Source organism: Rhizobium sp. BK251, assembly GCF_004345245.1.
GTDB lineage: Bacteria > Pseudomonadota > Alphaproteobacteria > Rhizobiales > Rhizobiaceae > Rhizobium.
This window is the reverse complement of record NZ_SLUQ01000020.1, coordinates 1-17,621: the sequence shown is the minus strand read 5'-3', so window position 1 is coordinate 17,621 and position 17,621 is coordinate 1. Positions and strand designations below refer to the sequence as shown.

Genomic DNA, 17,621 nt, shown 5'->3' with positions numbered 1-17,621 from the left:
CCCGGTAATTACCTGACTTTACACCATTATTTTCTCAAGGCGGCTCTTGCGCCGTTCCCAGTCTGGAAGCTTCTGCTCCAGCAACTCGAAGAAGGCAGGACCATGATTCGATTCTTGGACATGGCAAAGTTCGTGAATGATGACATAGTCAATGCAGTCAGAGGGGGCCTCGATTAGACGAGTGTTGAGCAGCATGTGCGTTCCGTCGTTGGACATGCTGCCCCAACGCTTTGTCAGCTTGCGCACGGTCAATCTGGGCTCATCGCCAATTTCCGGAAAAACTCTCAACAGTGAGGTCAAACGCTCTGAAAGGATTTGCCGCGCCTGCCGTTGAAACCAAGCCTTCAGAAGTTGCTCGGTTTTGTCGGCAGACCGTGTGCCAGGATATCTGATCGCTATCCTGTCCCCCTCAATGGTGACGCTTGAGCGCAGAGACTGCTCAACTAGCAACCTGAACTGTCGCCCAAGGTAGCGGTGAGTTTCGCCCGGCACGTATTTGCGCGGCGGAGTGATTGGTCGAAATTGCTCAAACTCCCGTCGAGTTCGGAGTATCCAGCGACCTCGCCGTCGCAGTCGTTGCTCGATGGCCTCCAAGTCCGACGATACCGGTGCAACAGCCAGAACGCCGCCATCCGGAAAAACCGTTATGCTCAAGGTCTTTCGCGAAGAGCGTTTTAGCGCGTAGGGGATAATCTGCCCCCCAAGATCGATCTTTTGGGCGGAAAACTCGTCTGGCATCAGAATTTCAACTGCCGGCGACCAATGACTAGTGCACTGTCGATCATTGCATCCATTGCATCCGCTTGAAGGCTGTAGAGCCCATTCGCGTTCTTTATCTCGTCATAGAGAAAGTCATCCATCGCATTGCGGATTTCATTCAGGGTGTCTGGATCATCCTGCCAGCCGATTTTGCGATGTCGGCGTATAATCTCGTCAAAAGCCGCTGCGGTTTTCTCCGCGTAACTCGACGCCTCGGTCGGTGGCACGACCGAGGCGAAGCCATCAACGAGATTGCGATAGATGGAGCTTCCCAGCTCGTTACCTTTCAAGCTGACGGGAACATCGTCTGCTGAATTACGATTGACCACCCCGTTTCGGATGTCTTGCACGCGCTGGAAGTAATCCTGCTCGCTCAGGCGACCGGCCCGGAATTCCTCAATCGTATCCTTGATCATCTTCGAAAAGCGCTCGTAGAAGACGCGGTCGTCCTCCATCTTCTCAGTGATGGTTTTCGATGTGGCACTGGAGATGGCGTCCGCCTTGGCGGCAACACTCCCCGTTTCCTCAAGTACAACCTGACGGAAGCCCGCTTCATCGAAAATGTTGACAGCTGCGACAACCGGAACGATGCCATCAGTCGTGATATGCCTGTCGAGCAGAGCCTTGATCTTGGCGTCGAGTTCCTTCGACTTGGCATCGTCGAGCCGATCGGCGTAGCGCCTGGCAACCGATCGTCTCAGGTTCTCGAACCGTTTGAGGTCGGCCTTGAAACCGTCAATGACCCGCTGATCGGTAGCCTGCGTGAAGGTCTCGGATGAAAAAGCAAGTTGCAGGGCTTTCGCGTAATCCCGCAGGCGGTCATAGAAATCCTGCCGTCGGAGGTCGTCGGCAAGCGAGGCCTCGAATGCCTCTTGGTCGTGTTGGTTCTTGATCGCCTTGAAGAGATCGAGGAGGGCCGCGTGCTTGTCAGGCAGGCTGTCGGTTTCTTTTCGGATCGCGTGCAGCGCATCTGCGACATCGGCCTCGTCATAGCCCTCGAATGCCGAATACTGCGTTAGCGCTGCGTCAAGTTCGCCCAGGACACCGGCATAGTCGACGATATGGCCGAATTCCTTCTTCTCCCCGGTGTCGTCCTCATACAGCCGATTCACACGGGCAATTGCTTGCAGCAGGCCGTGCTCTTTGAGCTTCTTGGTAAGATAGAGAACACGGTTGCGTGGTGCGTCGAAGCCGGTCAGGAGCTTGTCCACGACGATGATGATGTCCGGGTCGCCATCTCCCTTGAAGCGCTCAATGACAAGTTCCTCATACCGTTCGACGGAGCCGTAGTTGGCCTTCACCTGCTTGACGAATTTGTCGACTTCGTCGCTCGGCTCTTCGTTGACCTGCCCGTGATTGTCCCGGTCATCTCCGGGCGAAATGATCACTTCACTCGTCACATCACCGAAGCTATCGAGCAGCTTCTTGAGGATCACCGCCGCACGACGGGTTTGAGCGACCAGCTGTCCTTTGTAGGGTGTCGCTTTCCAGTTCCGGGAAAAGTCCTCAGACACATCGGCCGCGATTTCAATTAGATAGGGCTCGGCACTCAGGACCTCCCGGCCGCGCGAGAATTTCCGTTTGAGTTCGGCAACTTGCTCGGGCGAAAGCCCTTTGGTGTGGCGTTCGAACCAGCGGTCGAGCGATTTTTCGTCGACATCGATTTCGATCAGTCGCCCCTCGTAGAGAAGCGGCACGACAGCCTCGTCCTCGACGGCTTCGTCGATCTTGTAGGTGTGGATGAGGCCGCCGAACCGGTCGAAGGTCGAGCGCTCCTTCTTCAGCAAAGGCGTGCCGGTGAAGCCGATATAGCAGGCATTCGGAAACACCTTGCGCATCTGCTTGTGCAGGCTCTCATCATCCTTCACGGTCTGGCTGCGGTGGCTTTCGTCGACAAGCAGAAAAACGTCCCGGCTTTGATCAATGGTTTCACGGCTGCGCAAGCCGGACTTGAATTTGTGAATAAGAGTTGTGACAATCCCCGCCTTCTCCTCCACGAGGTCGAGCAGATGCCGTCCGGTCGTGGCTTGGCGGACATCCAACCCGGTCGCCTTGAAGGTGTCGCGGATTTGACGGTCGAGATCGCGCCGGTCGGTGACGAGAACGATGCGCGGATTGTCGACGAGGTTGGCGATCTCCTTGGCCAGCATCACCATGGTCAGCGACTTGCCCGAACCCTGCGTATGCCAGATCACGCCGCCCTTGCGACGCTCGTGGTCGTCATATTGCGACAGGCGCAGAAGCGCGGCCTTTACGCCGAAATATTGCTGATAGCGAGCGATCTTCTTTATGCCGCTGTCGAACAGCGTGTACGAGCGGATCAGATCGATGACGCGACCTTTGGAGAAGAGCGCAATGAGCGTGGTGTCGAGCGGCGTCGGCAAGCGCCCATCCGCGCCGTCCATCAATCCTTCATGGCGGCGGCGGTGCGGCGAGAAGTCGGCGAAGATGGCACTGGCCTCAGCAGGGTTGAGCGGTGCATTCACCAACTCGCCGATGCGCCGCTCGCTGATTTCCTTCTCCCGCCATTTAGCCCAGAACTGTTTTGGCGTTCCGGGCGTCGCATAGCGCGGGTCGGACGGGTTGGCGGCAAGCAGGATTTGCGCCGAAGCGAAGAGGCGTGGGATTTCGTCCGTACCCTGATTGCGGATGCTTTGGCTAATCCCCTGCTCGGTGCCCTCAGCCGATTTCTTGAGTTCGATGATGGCAACCGGAACGCCGTTGATGAAAAGCACGATGTCGGGGCGGCGCGTATCGGCCGAGCGGGAGCGCTCGACGGGAAACTCCGCCGTTATGTGGTAGAAATTGTTCTCCGGGTTCTGCCAGTCGACATAGGCGAGCTGACGGCTCTTGGTTTCCCCTTCGATGGTGATGGGGATACCGGTGCCAAGTTGCAGGAGATTGGTCACGGCCTCATTAGTGGCCTGCGCGCCCTTGCTGGTGTCGCTCAGCGCCGCTTGCAGCTTGCCAATGGCTTCCTGCGCGGCAGCATCGGTGATGGGCCATGTCTTGCCGCGCTGCTCGATCCGGTTGATGGCGTGCAGGCGTTCGGCCAACACGTCTTCAAGCAGGGTCGACGCCAATCGCCCGCGCCGTTCCGCCTCGCATTCGGCGCGCGTCTTGTAACACCAGCCAAGATTTGCGAGTAGATGCAAGGTCTGAACCTGCACGCCACCGACTTCGGAGGTCGGGAATTGCGGGCTTTGGCTCATCCCGTCGCCTCCGCGCGTTGCTCCTCTACTCCGACAGCGTGTTCAATATCCTGCCCGCCGGACAGAAGCCGGTCGATACTCGCGGGCACCGGCCAATCGCCAGTTAGGAGCTTTTGCACTAAGCTGCGCTTTTGCAGGCGGAGTTGATCTATGTAACGCAAGAGAGAGGTTATCTCGGAATCCGCGGTATCTAGAATGTCTGCGACGCGAAGTTGGGTTTCGAGAGACGGCAACGGAATTTCAATTTGGTCCATCGTTTCCATTGTCAGGCCGAAACGAACAGCGCCATTTACACGCGTCACGAATTCGTTGCGAACCGACGGATTGCGCAGAGCGTGTGCTACATAGCGTCCGAGTGCGATCCCCTCCAGCGGACGTGCAACGGCTAAATGATAACCGCAGACCACATTTTCCAATTGCTCCATAACCACCGAAACTTCAGCGATTTCTTCAGCGGTTTCCGAATCTTTTGTGAAAACGACATCGCCGAGCTGGAGGCCAAATCGCTCGATTTCCTGAGCCGTCGCGGAGCCCGTATCGAAGCGCAAATCATCGGTGAGTGCGCGGTTTCCGAGTACATGTAGATAGTTGCAGATGCGCACCTTGATCTCGTCCGGCGCTGTTTTTTTGTCCACTGTCGAAAAGACGATGTGGGCAAGTTCGCTCATGGCTTGACGATTGTTTGTCCTGGTCAACTCGTCGGTCAGCCAATCGCGCTGCTGGCGCTTGGCTCCCGCCAGCGTCTCCGCTCTCGCGATGGCCTCATCCCATTCGTCAAGAACGGCAGCAATACGGCGCTGTACGTGGAGAGGTGGCAGATGAAATTGCCATGTCATCCAATGTTCTAGATTAAACACAAGTTTTTCGACGTGAACTCCAATACTCGAATGAAAGCAGGTCTGCTGGAAGTAAATGGTATTGGTCAGATGCTTGAGGAAATTGATATTCAGCAATTGGGTTGGCTGAAGCGTAACGTATTCGTTTGACACGACAGCGTTGTCCAAAGACGCAGGAACAATTCCACATGCGCCGTGGGCAATTTGACGTCGTGAAATCAGGAAATCTCCGCTCTTTGCTACGAACTGAGTTTTGGTCTTGATCGACCGCCCCTTGAGCTGCCCACGTTCGATAATGCCGCCACGATTGCGCTTCGCGGTAACGAGTTGATACCGTTCTTGAGGCTCAAGCAGGATGGGTCTCTCCACAACAGTAAGTAGATCGCCCAAGGTATACGTACTCCATCCACGGGGCTTTGGCCCGAGCTTTGGAATCCCCGCCTGAACACTCTTTGGATAAGCGCGACGTTCAGACATCCAGCCCAAGCTCCTGCAAATAGCCATTCATCCGTATGCGGCTTTCGGCCAGCTGCCGCTCCAGATCGACGATTTCGCGCTGAACGGCGGCGATGTCGATTTCCTCTTCCGCTTCGAAAGTGTCGACGTAACGCGGGATGTTGAGGTTGAAGCCGTTTTCCTTGATTTCCGCACGCGCCACCGGACGGGCATAACGCTCGACAGGCTGGCGATTGCGATAGGCGTCAACGATGTCCTTCAGATGCTCATTGAGCAACTGGTTCTGCTTCTTGCCCGGCTCGTAGGCGCGCGACGCGTCGATGAACATCACGTTGTCGGCATCTTCGCGCGCGCCGCCCTTTTCCCGGGCGCGGTCGAAGATGACGATGCAGACCGGAATGCCGGTCGAGGGAAACAACTGCGCGGGTAGGCCGACGACGGCATCGATCAGATTTTCTTCGATCATAGATTGCCGGATGCGCCCTTCGGCGCCGCCCCGGAACAAGACCCCATGTGGCGCGATGACGCCTACGCGGCCCGACATTGGACGTGCACTTTCAACCATATGCGAGATGAAGGCGAAGTCGGCACGGGAAACCGGCGGAATACCTCGGAAATAGCGGTTGTAGGGGTCGATGCGCGGATCGATTTTACCGGTCGTATCCTCGTCGTCCTGATCCTTGCCCTTCTTCTTTTCCTCGCCACTCCACTTCTTCAGCGAGAAAGGCGGATTCGCGACGACAACATCGAAGCGCTTGAGCGCATCGCCTTCAAGGTGCTTAGGGCTGTTAAGCGTATCGCCCCATTCAATCTCGGCGCTATCGAGCCCATGCAAAAACATGTTCATACGTGCCAGCGCCCGCGTGCCGCTGTTCACTTCCTGCCCAAAAAGCTGGAAATTGCGCTTGTCCTGTTCTGTTGTCGCATCGGCCGCGACCTGCTCCGATGCACGCACCAACAGCGAGCCAGAACCGCAGGCGGGATCGTACACCCGGTTGCCCGGTTGCGGGTTGACCAGCCGGACCAGAAGCTCGGAAATCTTGCGCGGCGTGAAGAATTCACCAGCCTTCTTTCCTGCATCCGATGCGAACTGGGAAATCAGATAGATGTAGGTTTCGCCGATCACGTCTTCGTCGACGCGCGACGGGCTCATGTTGAGGGCAGGCTTGTTGAAATCTTCAAGAAGGTTTTTCAGGCGCCGGTTGCGGTCCTTGGTCTCACCGAGATTGTATTCGGAATTGAAATCGATGTTGCGGAACACGCCTTCGAGCTTCTGCTTGTTGGCGTCCTCGAATTTTTCCAATGCGATATTGATGATCTCGCCGATGTTGTCTGCACCGCGCTGGCGATAAAGGTCATAGAAGGACGTGCCTTCGGGCAGGAAGAATTTCTCGCGTTCCATGCGGCGGCGGATGCGTTCGTCATCGTCGCCAAAGCGCTTCTTGTATTCATTGAAGTGGTCCTGCCAGACGTCCGATACGTATTTCAAGAACAGCATGGTCAGGATGTAATCCTTGTATTGCGCGGCATCAACGACACCCCGAAACGTGTCGCATGCTGCCCAGGCCGCGTCGTTGATCGCACGCTGGCTGATTTTGTCGGTCATTCAATTCCTCCTGCAACGGAAAGGGCGGAAAGCTCCGCCCCTCCCTGATCTGTTGGGGTTTTAGCCCTTGATATTACGCGGATCGTTACCGTGGCTGTCCGACTGAGCGATCTTGCCGTCCTGATTGTGGATCTTCAATTCGCTATTCGCATTGCGGCTGATCTCGCGCGCGCGATCAACAGCCTCCTGCTTGGTGTCGAAATGCCCAGAGGAACGGCTTGCGCCGCCCCGCTTCACATTCCAACCGCGGTCCGGGTCCGGTACGACATGATGCGTGGTCCCGCCCTTGCCGGGCGACTTCTTATTGCTCATAATAGAAACTCCATCTTTGGAGGTGGAATAAGCCAGATGTTCCCGAGCAAGGCGTGTCTGGCGGTGAATTGCCCATGCTGGATTGCCCTCCGGCATGGGCAGACCCTCCGCAACGCGGCGGAGGATTTCGTCGGTCAGGCGATTCTGCGCCTCACCAAGCTTTTCTATGAGATTTGATTGCTTGCGCCGCTCGCTATCGAGTGCAGCCATCAGCTTCTGGATGCGGAAGGGTGGCACGGGGATTTCGAGTTCGGTCAGCGCACCGAGTCCCAGACGGGGGATCGTTGCAGTACTCCGCATCGTTGCGAGCGCGCTTTGAGTGGTCGGCAAATTCAGGAAAAGCGCCAGATAGGCGGGCAGGACGTTGTTACCTTTCAAGCGCACGATGGCGAGATCAAGCACCGCAAACAGGGGAGAATCGGCGCGCTCAATACATGCAGCCCAATTCGTTGTTCCCCTCGTATCGACGAGCACATCGCCTGCCTGCAATCGGGCATCCTCAAAACTACGGACTGGAGAAGACCCGGTCGCCAAATCCTCCACATTCAAACATCCGCCACGAAGGTGGCGCCCCTGCACGAAGAAAACACCACCGGGATCGGCCTTAAAGGCCGTTCCGTTGCGAATGTCAGCGAGTTTGTGCAGAGGTGTTCTTGTCATTTGAGAGTTATAGTAATGGATACTATTACATTTTTCAAGCGAGGAAATATACGGTTTCAGGACAGGAATTGCTGATAAACGTGATGACGAGAGCGCAAGGAGAATGGAGAAGCCCTATCGCAATTCACATCGATAAGAAAATTCGCATAAACGTGTGTTTTACGAGCAACGTAGCACATATGACTTTGTTTCAAACTGAGGCGGAGGAAGGTTCCATACCCAACCTGCGCCTTGCCCAGCGTCCGAGCGGGTGAACGATTATAGAGAAAGCCGTCAAATCTGATATTGCAACACGCGGACCGGCTCCGGTCTGGTCTGCATGCCAACACACAAACCGAGATCTCGCATGCTGAGACGCAACGCCGACATCTACCCAAGCCTATAAACGCAAAAAAACCGCCCCTGCGAAACAGAGGCGGTGAGGACGATTGTCAGTTATATCGTGGTATTCAGCGATTTATGTTTGAATTGGTTGCGGGGGCAGGATTTGAACCCGCGGCCTTCAGGTTATGAGCCAGGGTCGCCCCAACCCCTCTCCGGCAGATCCTCCACGATCGAGGCGATCTCTGCCTTCAGTCGACAGCCATTGCACTTCGTCCTCCGTCTCGATCGCCGTTGTTGGCGTCTTCGGGCTGCGTCGCGTCGTAGACTCTCTCCGCCGAAACGCCTTCTCTCACATCCCCAATCCCAGCCCCTTGTTGAGGCTCCGCTTCAATTCATACTGACGCGACAGCTCGGCCCGCTGCGCCCGATCGACGATGCGGGCGACGTCTTTGATGCGCGCGACCTTCGTTGTGTCCGTGGCTTCCAACCGGTCGAGCTCCTTGTTGAACACGCGCGGGTCGGCACTGCCAAACCGCCGCTCAAGCACCTGCGCGATGGTCTTCGCCTCCTCGAGCGCCTGTCTGCCCTCCGGCGTGGCGGACAGCCGCTCGAGGAATTTCGGCTGCTCCGCCCGGGGCAGCTGATCGAGCTCCCTCAGGATCGCCTCGCTGCCAGCGGTAAGCCCCGGAACCGCCACGACATCGCGCCTCTCGCGCATCCAGGCTTCGGACTGACGCGCCGCCTCGAACCGACGCTCCCAGATGAGGCCAGCTGCGGCCACATGATGGCCAAGCGCCCTGGCATGGTGGCGTGCCGCCTTCCTCTCGCTGTTGTCACCGAGGAAACCGGAGGTGCCGCGCAGCGCCCCGAACTGCTCCGGACGCCCGGCAACCGATGCCGCCAACAGCTGCGTCTCGATCCCGTTGTCCATGATGGTCGCACCGAGCCTGGTGGCAACAGCATCCGCATCGGCATAGACATGACGGCCAACCGAACGCACCGCCTGCATCGCCCGTTCGAACTCCGGTCTCGCCCTCTCACGGGCGACCGCCTCGATGCTCTGGGAATAGCTTGATAGCGCCGGCACCAGCGGCTCGACCGTCTCGCCGTGCGTGGCGACATCGCGCCTCGGATCGAGCGCGATCTCGCTTCTGATCCCGAACGCTTCCGCCAGTCCGCGCCGCGCGGCAAAGTCGCCGATATAGTCGAGCGTCGTCTCCTTGGCGCCGGATCGGCCCATGCCGGCAGCGAGCGCCGTCATGTCCCTGAACGCGTCGCGGCCGGCATAGAGCTGCACGCCTTCGCGATGACGGGTCATCGCCACATAGGTCAGGTGCCGGTCCATCGTGGCGGATGCGAGAACGAAGGCGCGGTCGACCGTCGTCCCTTGCGCCTTGTGGATGGTCGTCGCATAGCCGTGGTCAAAGGCCTGGTAAGTTCTGACCGGTATGGAGAGCAGTTGAGCCTTCGCCTGCCCGCGGCCGTCGAGACGTATCTGGAGTGCGCCCGGCTCCACGGCCTCGACCGTCCCCAGCATGCCGTTCTTCACCCTGAGCTCGCGATTGTTCTCCAGGAGGACGATCCGATCGCCCGGTGCAAAGCACCGCTTGCCGTCATTGGTCTGGTAGACGAGTTCACGACCGAGAGAGACATGTTCCTCCTCGCCTCTTGCCAACCGTCCGCGCGCCTGAAGGCCGGCACGGATGTCGGCATTGATCGCGGCCACGTCGGCGCGACGATGGGCGAGCGCAATCCGCGATCCGGACGAATGCTCGAGATCGGCGAGATAGTCGCGCACCAGGGCCGCGCGAGCTTCATCGCGGTTGTCGTGGAACTGGACCGCGTCGTGCCCGGCATAGAGTGACAGTCCCTCGCCGGTGCGATGCGTGGCAAAGGCAATCGATGCGTCGCGCTGCCAGCCCTCGATCTGCCGGCGGATCTCCGAAAGGGCGACGGCGCCGACACGCTCGGCAATCGCCCGGAACGGCGCACCCGCACCGATCGCCTGCAGCTGCTCGTGATCGCCGACCAGAACCAGCTTGGCACCACGCGCCTCGGCCTCGCCGACGAACCGCGCCAGCTGCCGGCTTGCCACCATGCCGGCTTCATCAATGACAAGCACATCATTGCTGCCGAGCTCGCCCCTGCCCGCCTGCCAGCGATGTTCCCAGGACGCCAATGTGCTGGATGGAATGCCGGAGGATTCTTCCAATCCCTCGGCCGCCTTGCCGGCAAGGGCCGCACCATGAACGCGGTAGCCCTGCGCCTCCCAGGCCTGGCGCGCCGCCGCCAGCATCGTCGACTTGCCGGCCCCGGCAAAGCCGATCACCGCTGATATCTGCGCCGGTCCGGTGATGTGGCCGACGGCAACGCGCTGCTCTGCGCTCAAGCCCGCGTGTGCGATCCTGTTGTCCCGATCCACCGCGTGCAGCTCGGCAGCCAGCCCTGCCCGGATCGCATCATCCTGTCGCCTCAAGGCCCGCTCGACATGCCGATGCTGCACGGCGTGTCGGGACGACCCGCTCATCCGCTCTGCGCCTCCTGCGATCGCCTGTTCGATGGCGATCATCTCGCGTGTCGAATAGCGGGCCAGCTGGGTTGCCGTCTCCGGCTTCAGCTCGACGAGCACAGGCGATGCCATGACGGCCGCAAAGGCATTCTGGAAGGCCTGCGGCTCGTCGATGCTGCGATGCAGGGCACGCGCAATGTCATGGCGGTCGAAGACGCTCTTCTCGCCGCTGACGATGGTGAGGATCTGCTCCGGCTTGTTGCGGATCAGTTCGCCATTGCGCCGGGCCGCCGCCGCGTCGATGCGCGTGCGCGACACCATCGCGCCGTGGCGTTCGAGCTGCGTCGCATGCACGCCGACATGCTCGCCCGGTTCGATCTCCAGGCCGCGTTCGCGATGCGAGCGATGATCGACGCGGATATCGAGACCGGCGATCGCCAGATGCCGGTTGACGACCTCTTCGAAGGCTTGTCTCAGTTCACGCAGCTGCATCTGCGCGGTCGCCATGGTGTTGGCCAGCAGCCAGCGGTTCTCCCGCTCGATCAGCGTCTTGTCGCCGAGCCCGGTCTCTCTCACCTGCCTGGTGGTCATCAGGATATGGGCATGGTGGTTGCGGACATCGCTTTCGACATGCGGCCGGTGGATGGCAATGTCGAGGGCGGCGCCATAGCGATCGGCCAGATGCCGGGCGAAGGCTCGCGTCAGCGCCAGGCGCTGGTCTGCACTGAGCTCGTGCGGCAGCGCCACCTCGAACTCGCGGGCAACGCGGGCGTCACTGCGCTTCTCCGCCCGTTCGGCGGCATTCCACAATGCCGAACGGCTCCTTGCCCATGCGGCATCAACACCTTCCGGCAATACGATCTCGGCATGTTCGACACCCTGACGGTTGGAGAAGTCGTGCGTCAGCCCATCGCGGGCGTTGGTCAGCCGCTCGGCGGCACGATAGGCGGCGGATGCCACGGCACTGCGGCCGCTGCTGCGGGCGACCGGCTTCATGCTGAGATGATAGATCGCCATCGCCCTCCCCCTGGTTAGCGGACCTGCCGGTCCGCGCACCGAATTGCCCGGCAACTCGTAAGTGCGCCCTTGTGCCTTCGTCGACTGCGCGCCTGCGGCCCTGGTGGGAGCAAGCCGCAATCGTTGTCTGCCTTCCTCGCCCGGACAGGCTGTTCTTGCCACTCGCAGATCTGCGAGTGGTCGGGTGGCGTGGCTGCGGGCAGCATGGGAGCCGGTGCAGCCGTCATCGTCACGACGGCACGCCACGACTGGCGTACGGCGACGGCAGCTCGGATCGATCACAGGACAAGGGAGAGGCCCGACACGCGAAGGGCCCGACCCGCGGAGAGAAACGACAAACAAAGGGAACCACATGGCACGAAGGACGATTGGCGAACGGCTGGCCCGGCTGGAGGCGCAGAAAAAGACGCTGCAGATGCGGCTTGGCAAACAGGAGCGCGCCATCGACACGCGCCGCAAGATCCTGATCGGGGCGCTGGTGCTGCATCGGCTCGAACACGAGGGCGGCGCGCCGTTTGCGCGCGAGCTCGCCGCGTGGCTGCGAACGGAACTGCCGAAGTTTCTCCTGCGCGACGCAGATCGAGGCCTGTTCAACGATATTTTTGCGCCGCAGGGCGACGACCGAGCCGCGAGCGATGGTGCCGATGGTGCCACTCATCATCGCGAGGCCAATCGATGAACTGGATTCGTCTCGTCAGGGCGGCCTTTGCCAACATGATGCGTCAGGCGGCCCGTGATCCGCTGTGGGCCGTCGTCGCTCTCGTCCGGTTTCCGCTTCGATATGCGAAGACGTTCATCACGCATGCGGCGGGCTATGCATTCGTCGTGTTCACCGTCGGCTTTGGCATTGACTATCTGACCCGCGTGATCCTCGGCAGCAACAAGGGCGATCTGATTTGGCATATCGGCAACTGGATGTTCTCCGCCTTCGCCGTCACCCTGCTGCTTCGAATGGTGTCGGCGCCGCTGATCCTGCACTTTGGATCGGCGAATGGCGACACGCATGGCTCGGCGCGCTTTGCCGGCAGACGGGAAGTCGCGGCACTCACCACATCGGCCAGCGGTCTGCTGATCGGTCGTGCGACAAACTCCGGGCGGCTGCTGCGCTATGACGGACCGGCCCATCTTCTGACGATGGCGCCGACGCGCAGCGGCAAGGGTGTCGGGACAATCATTCCCAATCTCCTGACAGTCGACCGCTCCATCATCTGCATCGACCCGAAGGGCGAGAATGCCATCATCGCAGGCGATGCGCGGCGACGCTTCGGAGCGGTCCATATTCTCGATCCGTTTGCCGTGACCAACCACGCCACATCTGCCTTCAATCCGCTCGACGGCTGCGATCCAGATCATATCGATATTGCCGAGGATATCTCCACCCTTGCCGATGCGCTGGTGTTCGATGCGCCGGGACTGTCGGGCGATGCCCACTGGAACGAGGAAGCAAAGGCGCTGATATCAGGGCTGCTTCTGCATGTCGTTGCCAGCCAACCGGCTGAGCGCCGTACGCTCTCGACGCTCAGGCAATTATCTGACCCTGGCGCCGGATCGGTTCCGTGCCGTGCTCGAGGAGATGCAGGGGAGTGACGCCATCGACGGACTGGTGGCGCGTGCCGCCAACCGGCATCTCAGCAAATCGGAACGTGAGGCAAGCGGCGTGCTCTCTGCCGCCCAACGGCACACGCATTTCCTCGACAGTCCGCGCATGACGAAGGTGCTGGCACGATCCGGTTTCCGCTTCGCCGATCTGAAGCAAACCAGAGCAACGGTGTTCCTGGTCCTGCCGCCGGACAGGCTCTCGGTCTATTCCAGATGGCTGCGGCTGCTGATCGCCCAGAGCCTCACCGAGATGGCGCGCACGGCACCATCATCAGGACCATCATCGGCTCCCTCCCGCCCGCCGGTTCTCTATCTGCTCGACGAGTTCGCATCCCTCGGTCATCTGGCGCCGGTCGAACGCGCCATGGGCCTGATGGCCGGTTATGGCGTGCAGCTCTGGCCGATCATCCAGGACATCCATCAGCTGCGCGCCACCTATGGTCAGCGCGCCGGCACCTTCCTCTCGAATGCCGGCGTGCTGCAGGTCTTCGGCGTCAACGATCACGACAGCGCCCGCCTCGTCTCGAACCTGCTTGGCCAGGGGACCGTCGTCTTCCAGACGGCCGCGCGTGCCCTCGATTCAGAAAAGACCGGCCTCACTCTTGCCAGACAGCATGTCGGACGCCCGCTCATGACACCTGACGAGGTGCGCCATCTTCCCGGCGATATCGAACTGCTGTTCCTCGCCGGCCAACGCCCGATCACTGCCGCGAAGCTGCGCTATTTTGCCGATCGGGAATTTGCCGGATTGTTCGCGAGAACGCGCGACTGATGGTGGAGACGAGTGGTCGAAGAGATGGCGGCTTACGCCGCCTCCTCCTCATGGTCATGGTCGCCATCGCCTTCGCCTTCGCCATGGTCAGCATCGACATCCGGCTGCAGATGATGCAGGTAGTCGACGGCGCGCTGTGCGTGGGCGGCAGCGGTGAAGATCGCGCGTTTGTCGCAGCCGAGAACCTCGAGCCAGCTCGCGAGGTAACTGGCATGATCCGGGCGTGGCTGAAGTTCCGGGACGATGCCGAGATCGGCGCAGAGGAAGCAGCTGCCGAGTTCGGCAATCAGCTCCTCGCGGGCGCGTTCGCTCCTGTCCCTGGCATAGCGGCTGAGATCGCGATCAAGCCGGCGTGGCGATGCTGTCCAGTGCGTCATCTCGTGACTGAGTACTGCGACATAGGAAGCATCATCCATGAAGGCATCGAAGGCTGGCATCTGGATATAGTCACGGGCCGGCACGTAATAGGCCGCCGTTCCCCCATGGCGGATCATCGCCCCGGTATTGGCAAAGAAGCGGCCGGCATCGCCGATGCGGATCAGCGGGTCCTGAACCGGGGCGATGTCATAGAACCGCTCGTCGAGGCCAGTGATCTGGTCGAGGTTGAAGACCGTGTAGCTCTTCAGGAACGGAATATCCTGCTCCAGCTCCTCGCCACTCTCGGACGTTTCCCTGCGCATGAACGAACTGGCGAAGACGACGGTCGTCCCGGTCTCGCCCTTGCGCACAGCGCCGCCAAGTTCGATCGCCTGGCGGAAGGTCATCCAGGTCGACGAGGCAAAGCCGCGGGCGATTGCTTCGGACCATAAAAGCAGGACGTTGATGCCCGAATAGGGCTGGCCATTGTGGCGCAGTGGCCGGGTGATCCCGCCTGCCACGGGACCAGAGTTCCACGGCTTGACCCAGGGTCTGACCCAGGGCCGCACGCCCTGCTCGAGCTCGGCGATGATCGTGTCGGTGATGCGGCTGTAGAGATCGGCTCGTTGATTGGACTGCTGCCTGCCCATGTTTGAACCTCCGTTCTTGCGGTCGCGGCCATCGCGACCTGCTACGGCGGTCCAAGAGCCAGGCGGCAAGCAGCGCCAGCACCCGCAGGGCCGCAACGCAGTGGAGGACGGCAGGGCCGTTGCGGGCGATGCGTGCCTGGCAGGACCAGAGCCGCGGCAGGGCGAGATGGCGGCAATCGCACGGAGATGATCGGCAAGGCAGGATGTGGAGGGAGAGACGATCGGGACGGCGGTCGCAGACGACAGCCGCCTCCCCTCACCTGCCCGGCCGTGCGAGCGATCGGGCGATGTCGATGATGTCGTCGCGGGCCGCCGTCGGGTCCTCCTTGTTCCAGGCAACGCCGAGCCCGATCTTCAGATCGATGCCCCTGACCTTCTTCAGTTCAAAATTGCGCTCGGGAAGATTGGCCGTCCATTCCGGGGCAAAGCCGACGCCGAGGCCGGCCGAGACCAGCGACACCAGCGAGAAGGTGTCGTCGCAGCTATAGGCGATGTTGCGGCTCAGGTCATGCTCGTCGAACAGCGAAGCGAAGTAGCGCTCGGTATAGGACAGGTTTGCCCGTGAGAACGCGATAATCTTCTGGTCCTTCAGATCCTCGACCGAGATCTCCTCCATCTTCGACAGTGGATTGCTCCTGGCGACGGCCAAGAGATAGTGCTCCTGGGCGATCGAGAAGAAGCGCAAGGCACCGATGTTCGCGACCGGGCGGATGAAGCCCAAATTGATGCGGCCGGTCTCCAGCTGGCGGATGATGTCGTCGCTGGTGCCGCTGGTGATGTGCAGGCGGATATCGGGATACTTGCGGGCGATCCTTGAAAGGAAGGCTGGCAGCACGCTCCGGGTGGCCGGATGCACCGTGCCGATCTTGATCTGGCGGACACTCTTGCCCGCCGCCGAGCGGGTCACCTCGGCCGACAGATCGATCTCGCTGAGGATCCTCACACAGCGGTCGTAGAACACCGCCCCTGCCCGCGTCAGTTCCACCCGTCTCGTCGAGCGGTTGAACAGCTGTACGCCGAGATGCCGCTCGAGCGCCTGCACCTGATTGGAGAGCGCCGGCTGGGCGATGTTGACCCGCATGGCGGCACGGCCGAAGTGCAGCTCCTCGGCGACCGCGACGAAGTAGGAAAGCTGGCGCAGTTCCATTGAGAGCCTTCAAATATATGCACGTGCATGGAGCGGATGCGAGCCGCCTCACGCCCGTCGTGACAAATCTGACTATAATAAGGGACCTACAGTCCGTCGATTGTCAAGCCGTGAATATCGCATGCTGGCTGCTATGGACATCAGACAAACCATAGGCTGGAACCTACGAAGACTCCGTGTGGGAAAGGGGTTCTCACAAGAAAGGTTAGCCCTAGAAGCAAACATAGACCGATCCTATGTGGGGCGGATCGAGCGCGGCCTAGAGAATGTCACAGTATCTGCCCTGGAAGCACTTGCAGCGGTACTCGATTCAAGTGTGTCTGATTTATTCAATGAGATCGACGAGAACGCCTCACGCCCTCCGCCCCTGCGTTCCGGAAGAAAGCCAAAGACACCCTAGCGCCGCACCATATTAGCTGCGACCCTGAACCTCGTTCGTTTGCGGCAGGAGTTCGATGGTTGGCCAAGTTTGTTTGGGCGGGTGATGCGATAGGCATTACCCCCGCGCGCCTTCTCCACTAGCAGAATAGCGAGTCCATTTTGCCGGGCAATCTGCTTAACTCCGCTTTCCAGACGACGCTTTTGGTCAGCTCCACGTATCCAGTGCAGGCGGAGGCAACAATGGACAGCACGAAATATCTCACAGCAGAGGAAGTGTACGATCGGTATCGTGGCAGCATCTCTTTGGGAACGCTGCGCAATTGGCGTGCGATGCGCATAGGCCCCTGTTTTGTGAAGATTGGCAAGGCGGTTCTTTACCCAATATCGGAGCTCGATGCTTGGGATGAGCACAACAAAGTGAAGTGCCGTGTCTTGGTCTCGTCCAGGCATCAGCCATGAAGAGCTCGCCAAATTAGTGACATGCAGCTTTGGCTATAAATACTGGTGGGTGTTCCCTACCAGGCCCACCATCAACTCCCTCAGAGTTTCATTTTCATAACAGTTTGAGTTTATGACGGAACTTAGGAAACGCTATTGGGAAGGAGTTTCTATCACCGATTGCGGCGATCCACGACCGGCCCTTTGCTCCAAAGTCCCCTCGCGGTTCGACGGCCACCCGCCATCTCCAATCGACTTCTGACACTGCGTGTTCGTCTCGGTGTTGTAGGCGACGCTAGCGTGATTGTGTCGGGACTCATTGAAGGAAAAAATCCGTTCATCCAGTCCACCGAATGTTGCGCCGTGATCTCTCCAGTTCTCCACCCCGATCAATGGATCTGGACACTTGTCGAAAATTTCGACGCGGTAACCTGTTCGTGAAGCGCCAAGGCAGTCACGAGGTTGACGATGCCGGCGCCTACCATTGCAACTGTCAAGCGAATCGAGGAATTGACCCCTTTGCCGAATTGAAGAACTGACCCCTCATTGGTTTGCGGTTTCATTGGGTTCGAGCGTCGCTCCGGCC

Annotated in this window: 12 protein-coding genes and 1 pseudogene; 4 read left to right on the top strand and 9 right to left on the bottom strand. The window is 59.8% G+C overall.

What is annotated here, in order from left to right; all coding sequences use genetic code 11:
* Positions 1-18 precede the first annotated feature (18 nt).
* The 6 genes from EV286_RS31365 to traA all read right to left on the bottom strand — a co-directional run bounded on the left by EV286_RS31365 (position 19) and on the right by traA (position 11,691).
* Entirely contained in the window at positions 19-738 is a 720-nt protein-coding gene (locus EV286_RS31365) for a SprT family zinc-dependent metalloprotease (RefSeq protein ID WP_132961147.1), read from the bottom strand.
* The gene (locus EV286_RS31360) at positions 738-3,971 is read right to left on the bottom strand and encodes an HsdR family type I site-specific deoxyribonuclease (protein ID WP_132961146.1); all 3,234 of its coding nucleotides are present in this window, start codon (positions 3,969-3,971) and stop codon (positions 738-740) included. The genes EV286_RS31365 and EV286_RS31360 overlap by 1 nt, the downstream gene beginning before the upstream one ends.
* Positions 3,968-5,284 (bottom strand): restriction endonuclease subunit S, encoded by a 1,317-nt coding sequence (locus tag EV286_RS31355; RefSeq protein WP_165933014.1) that lies wholly within the window; start codon positions 5,282-5,284, stop codon positions 3,968-3,970. Before EV286_RS31355 ends, EV286_RS31360 begins: the two co-directional genes overlap by 4 nt.
* Positions 5,277-6,869, bottom strand: a complete 1,593-nt coding sequence (locus tag EV286_RS31350; RefSeq protein ID WP_132961144.1) for a type I restriction-modification system subunit M — start codon at positions 6,867-6,869, stop codon at positions 5,277-5,279. The genes EV286_RS31355 and EV286_RS31350 overlap by 8 nt, the downstream gene beginning before the upstream one ends.
* Before the next feature lie 60 nt (positions 6,870-6,929).
* Positions 6,930-7,841, bottom strand: a complete 912-nt coding sequence (locus EV286_RS32695) for a DUF2188 domain-containing protein (RefSeq protein WP_245500901.1) — start codon at positions 7,839-7,841, stop codon at positions 6,930-6,932.
* Positions 7,842-8,514: 673 nt separating this feature from the next.
* Positions 8,515-11,691: a Ti-type conjugative transfer relaxase TraA gene (gene traA / locus EV286_RS31335; RefSeq protein WP_132961143.1), complete on the bottom strand. Its 3,177-nt coding sequence runs from the start codon at positions 11,689-11,691 to the stop codon at positions 8,515-8,517.
* Positions 11,692-12,043: 352 nt separating this feature from the next.
* On the opposite strand from traA, the gene EV286_RS31330 reads away from it, so the two are divergent.
* Both EV286_RS31330 and EV286_RS31325 read left to right on the top strand, forming a co-directional pair.
* Positions 12,044-12,370, top strand: a complete 327-nt coding sequence (locus tag EV286_RS31330; protein ID WP_132961142.1) for a mobilization protein — start codon at positions 12,044-12,046, stop codon at positions 12,368-12,370.
* Positions 12,367-14,062, top strand: a pseudogene (locus tag EV286_RS31325) (type IV secretory system conjugative DNA transfer family protein). The gene EV286_RS31330 and the pseudogene EV286_RS31325 overlap by 4 nt, the downstream one beginning before the upstream one ends.
* 32 nt (positions 14,063-14,094) lie before the next feature.
* On the opposite strand, the gene EV286_RS31320 reads toward EV286_RS31325, so the two are convergent.
* Together EV286_RS31320 and EV286_RS31315 are read right to left on the bottom strand one after the other, a co-directional pair.
* Positions 14,095-15,069, bottom strand: a complete 975-nt coding sequence (locus EV286_RS31320; RefSeq protein ID WP_132961141.1) for a zincin-like metallopeptidase domain-containing protein — start codon at positions 15,067-15,069, stop codon at positions 14,095-14,097.
* A 256-nt stretch (positions 15,070-15,325) separates the two neighbouring features.
* Positions 15,326-16,216 (bottom strand): LysR family transcriptional regulator, encoded by an 891-nt coding sequence (locus tag EV286_RS31315; RefSeq protein ID WP_132961140.1) that lies wholly within the window; start codon positions 16,214-16,216, stop codon positions 15,326-15,328.
* 133 nt (positions 16,217-16,349) lie between these two features.
* Between EV286_RS31315 and EV286_RS31310 the strand changes: the two genes are divergently transcribed.
* Complete coding sequence (locus EV286_RS31310) at positions 16,350-16,616, top strand: helix-turn-helix transcriptional regulator (protein ID WP_132961159.1); 267 nt, start codon at positions 16,350-16,352, stop codon at positions 16,614-16,616.
* A gap of 221 nt (positions 16,617-16,837) precedes the next feature.
* On the top strand, positions 16,838-17,056 hold the full coding sequence (locus tag EV286_RS31305; RefSeq protein ID WP_132961139.1) for a helix-turn-helix domain-containing protein: 219 nt from the start codon (positions 16,838-16,840) through the stop codon (positions 17,054-17,056).
* Positions 17,057-17,424: 368 nt separating this feature from the next.
* Here the strand turns inward: EV286_RS31305 and EV286_RS32345 are convergent.
* Positions 17,425-17,621 (bottom strand): hypothetical protein (locus EV286_RS32345; RefSeq protein ID WP_207909958.1); only part of this gene is annotated, 197 nt, incomplete at its 5' end.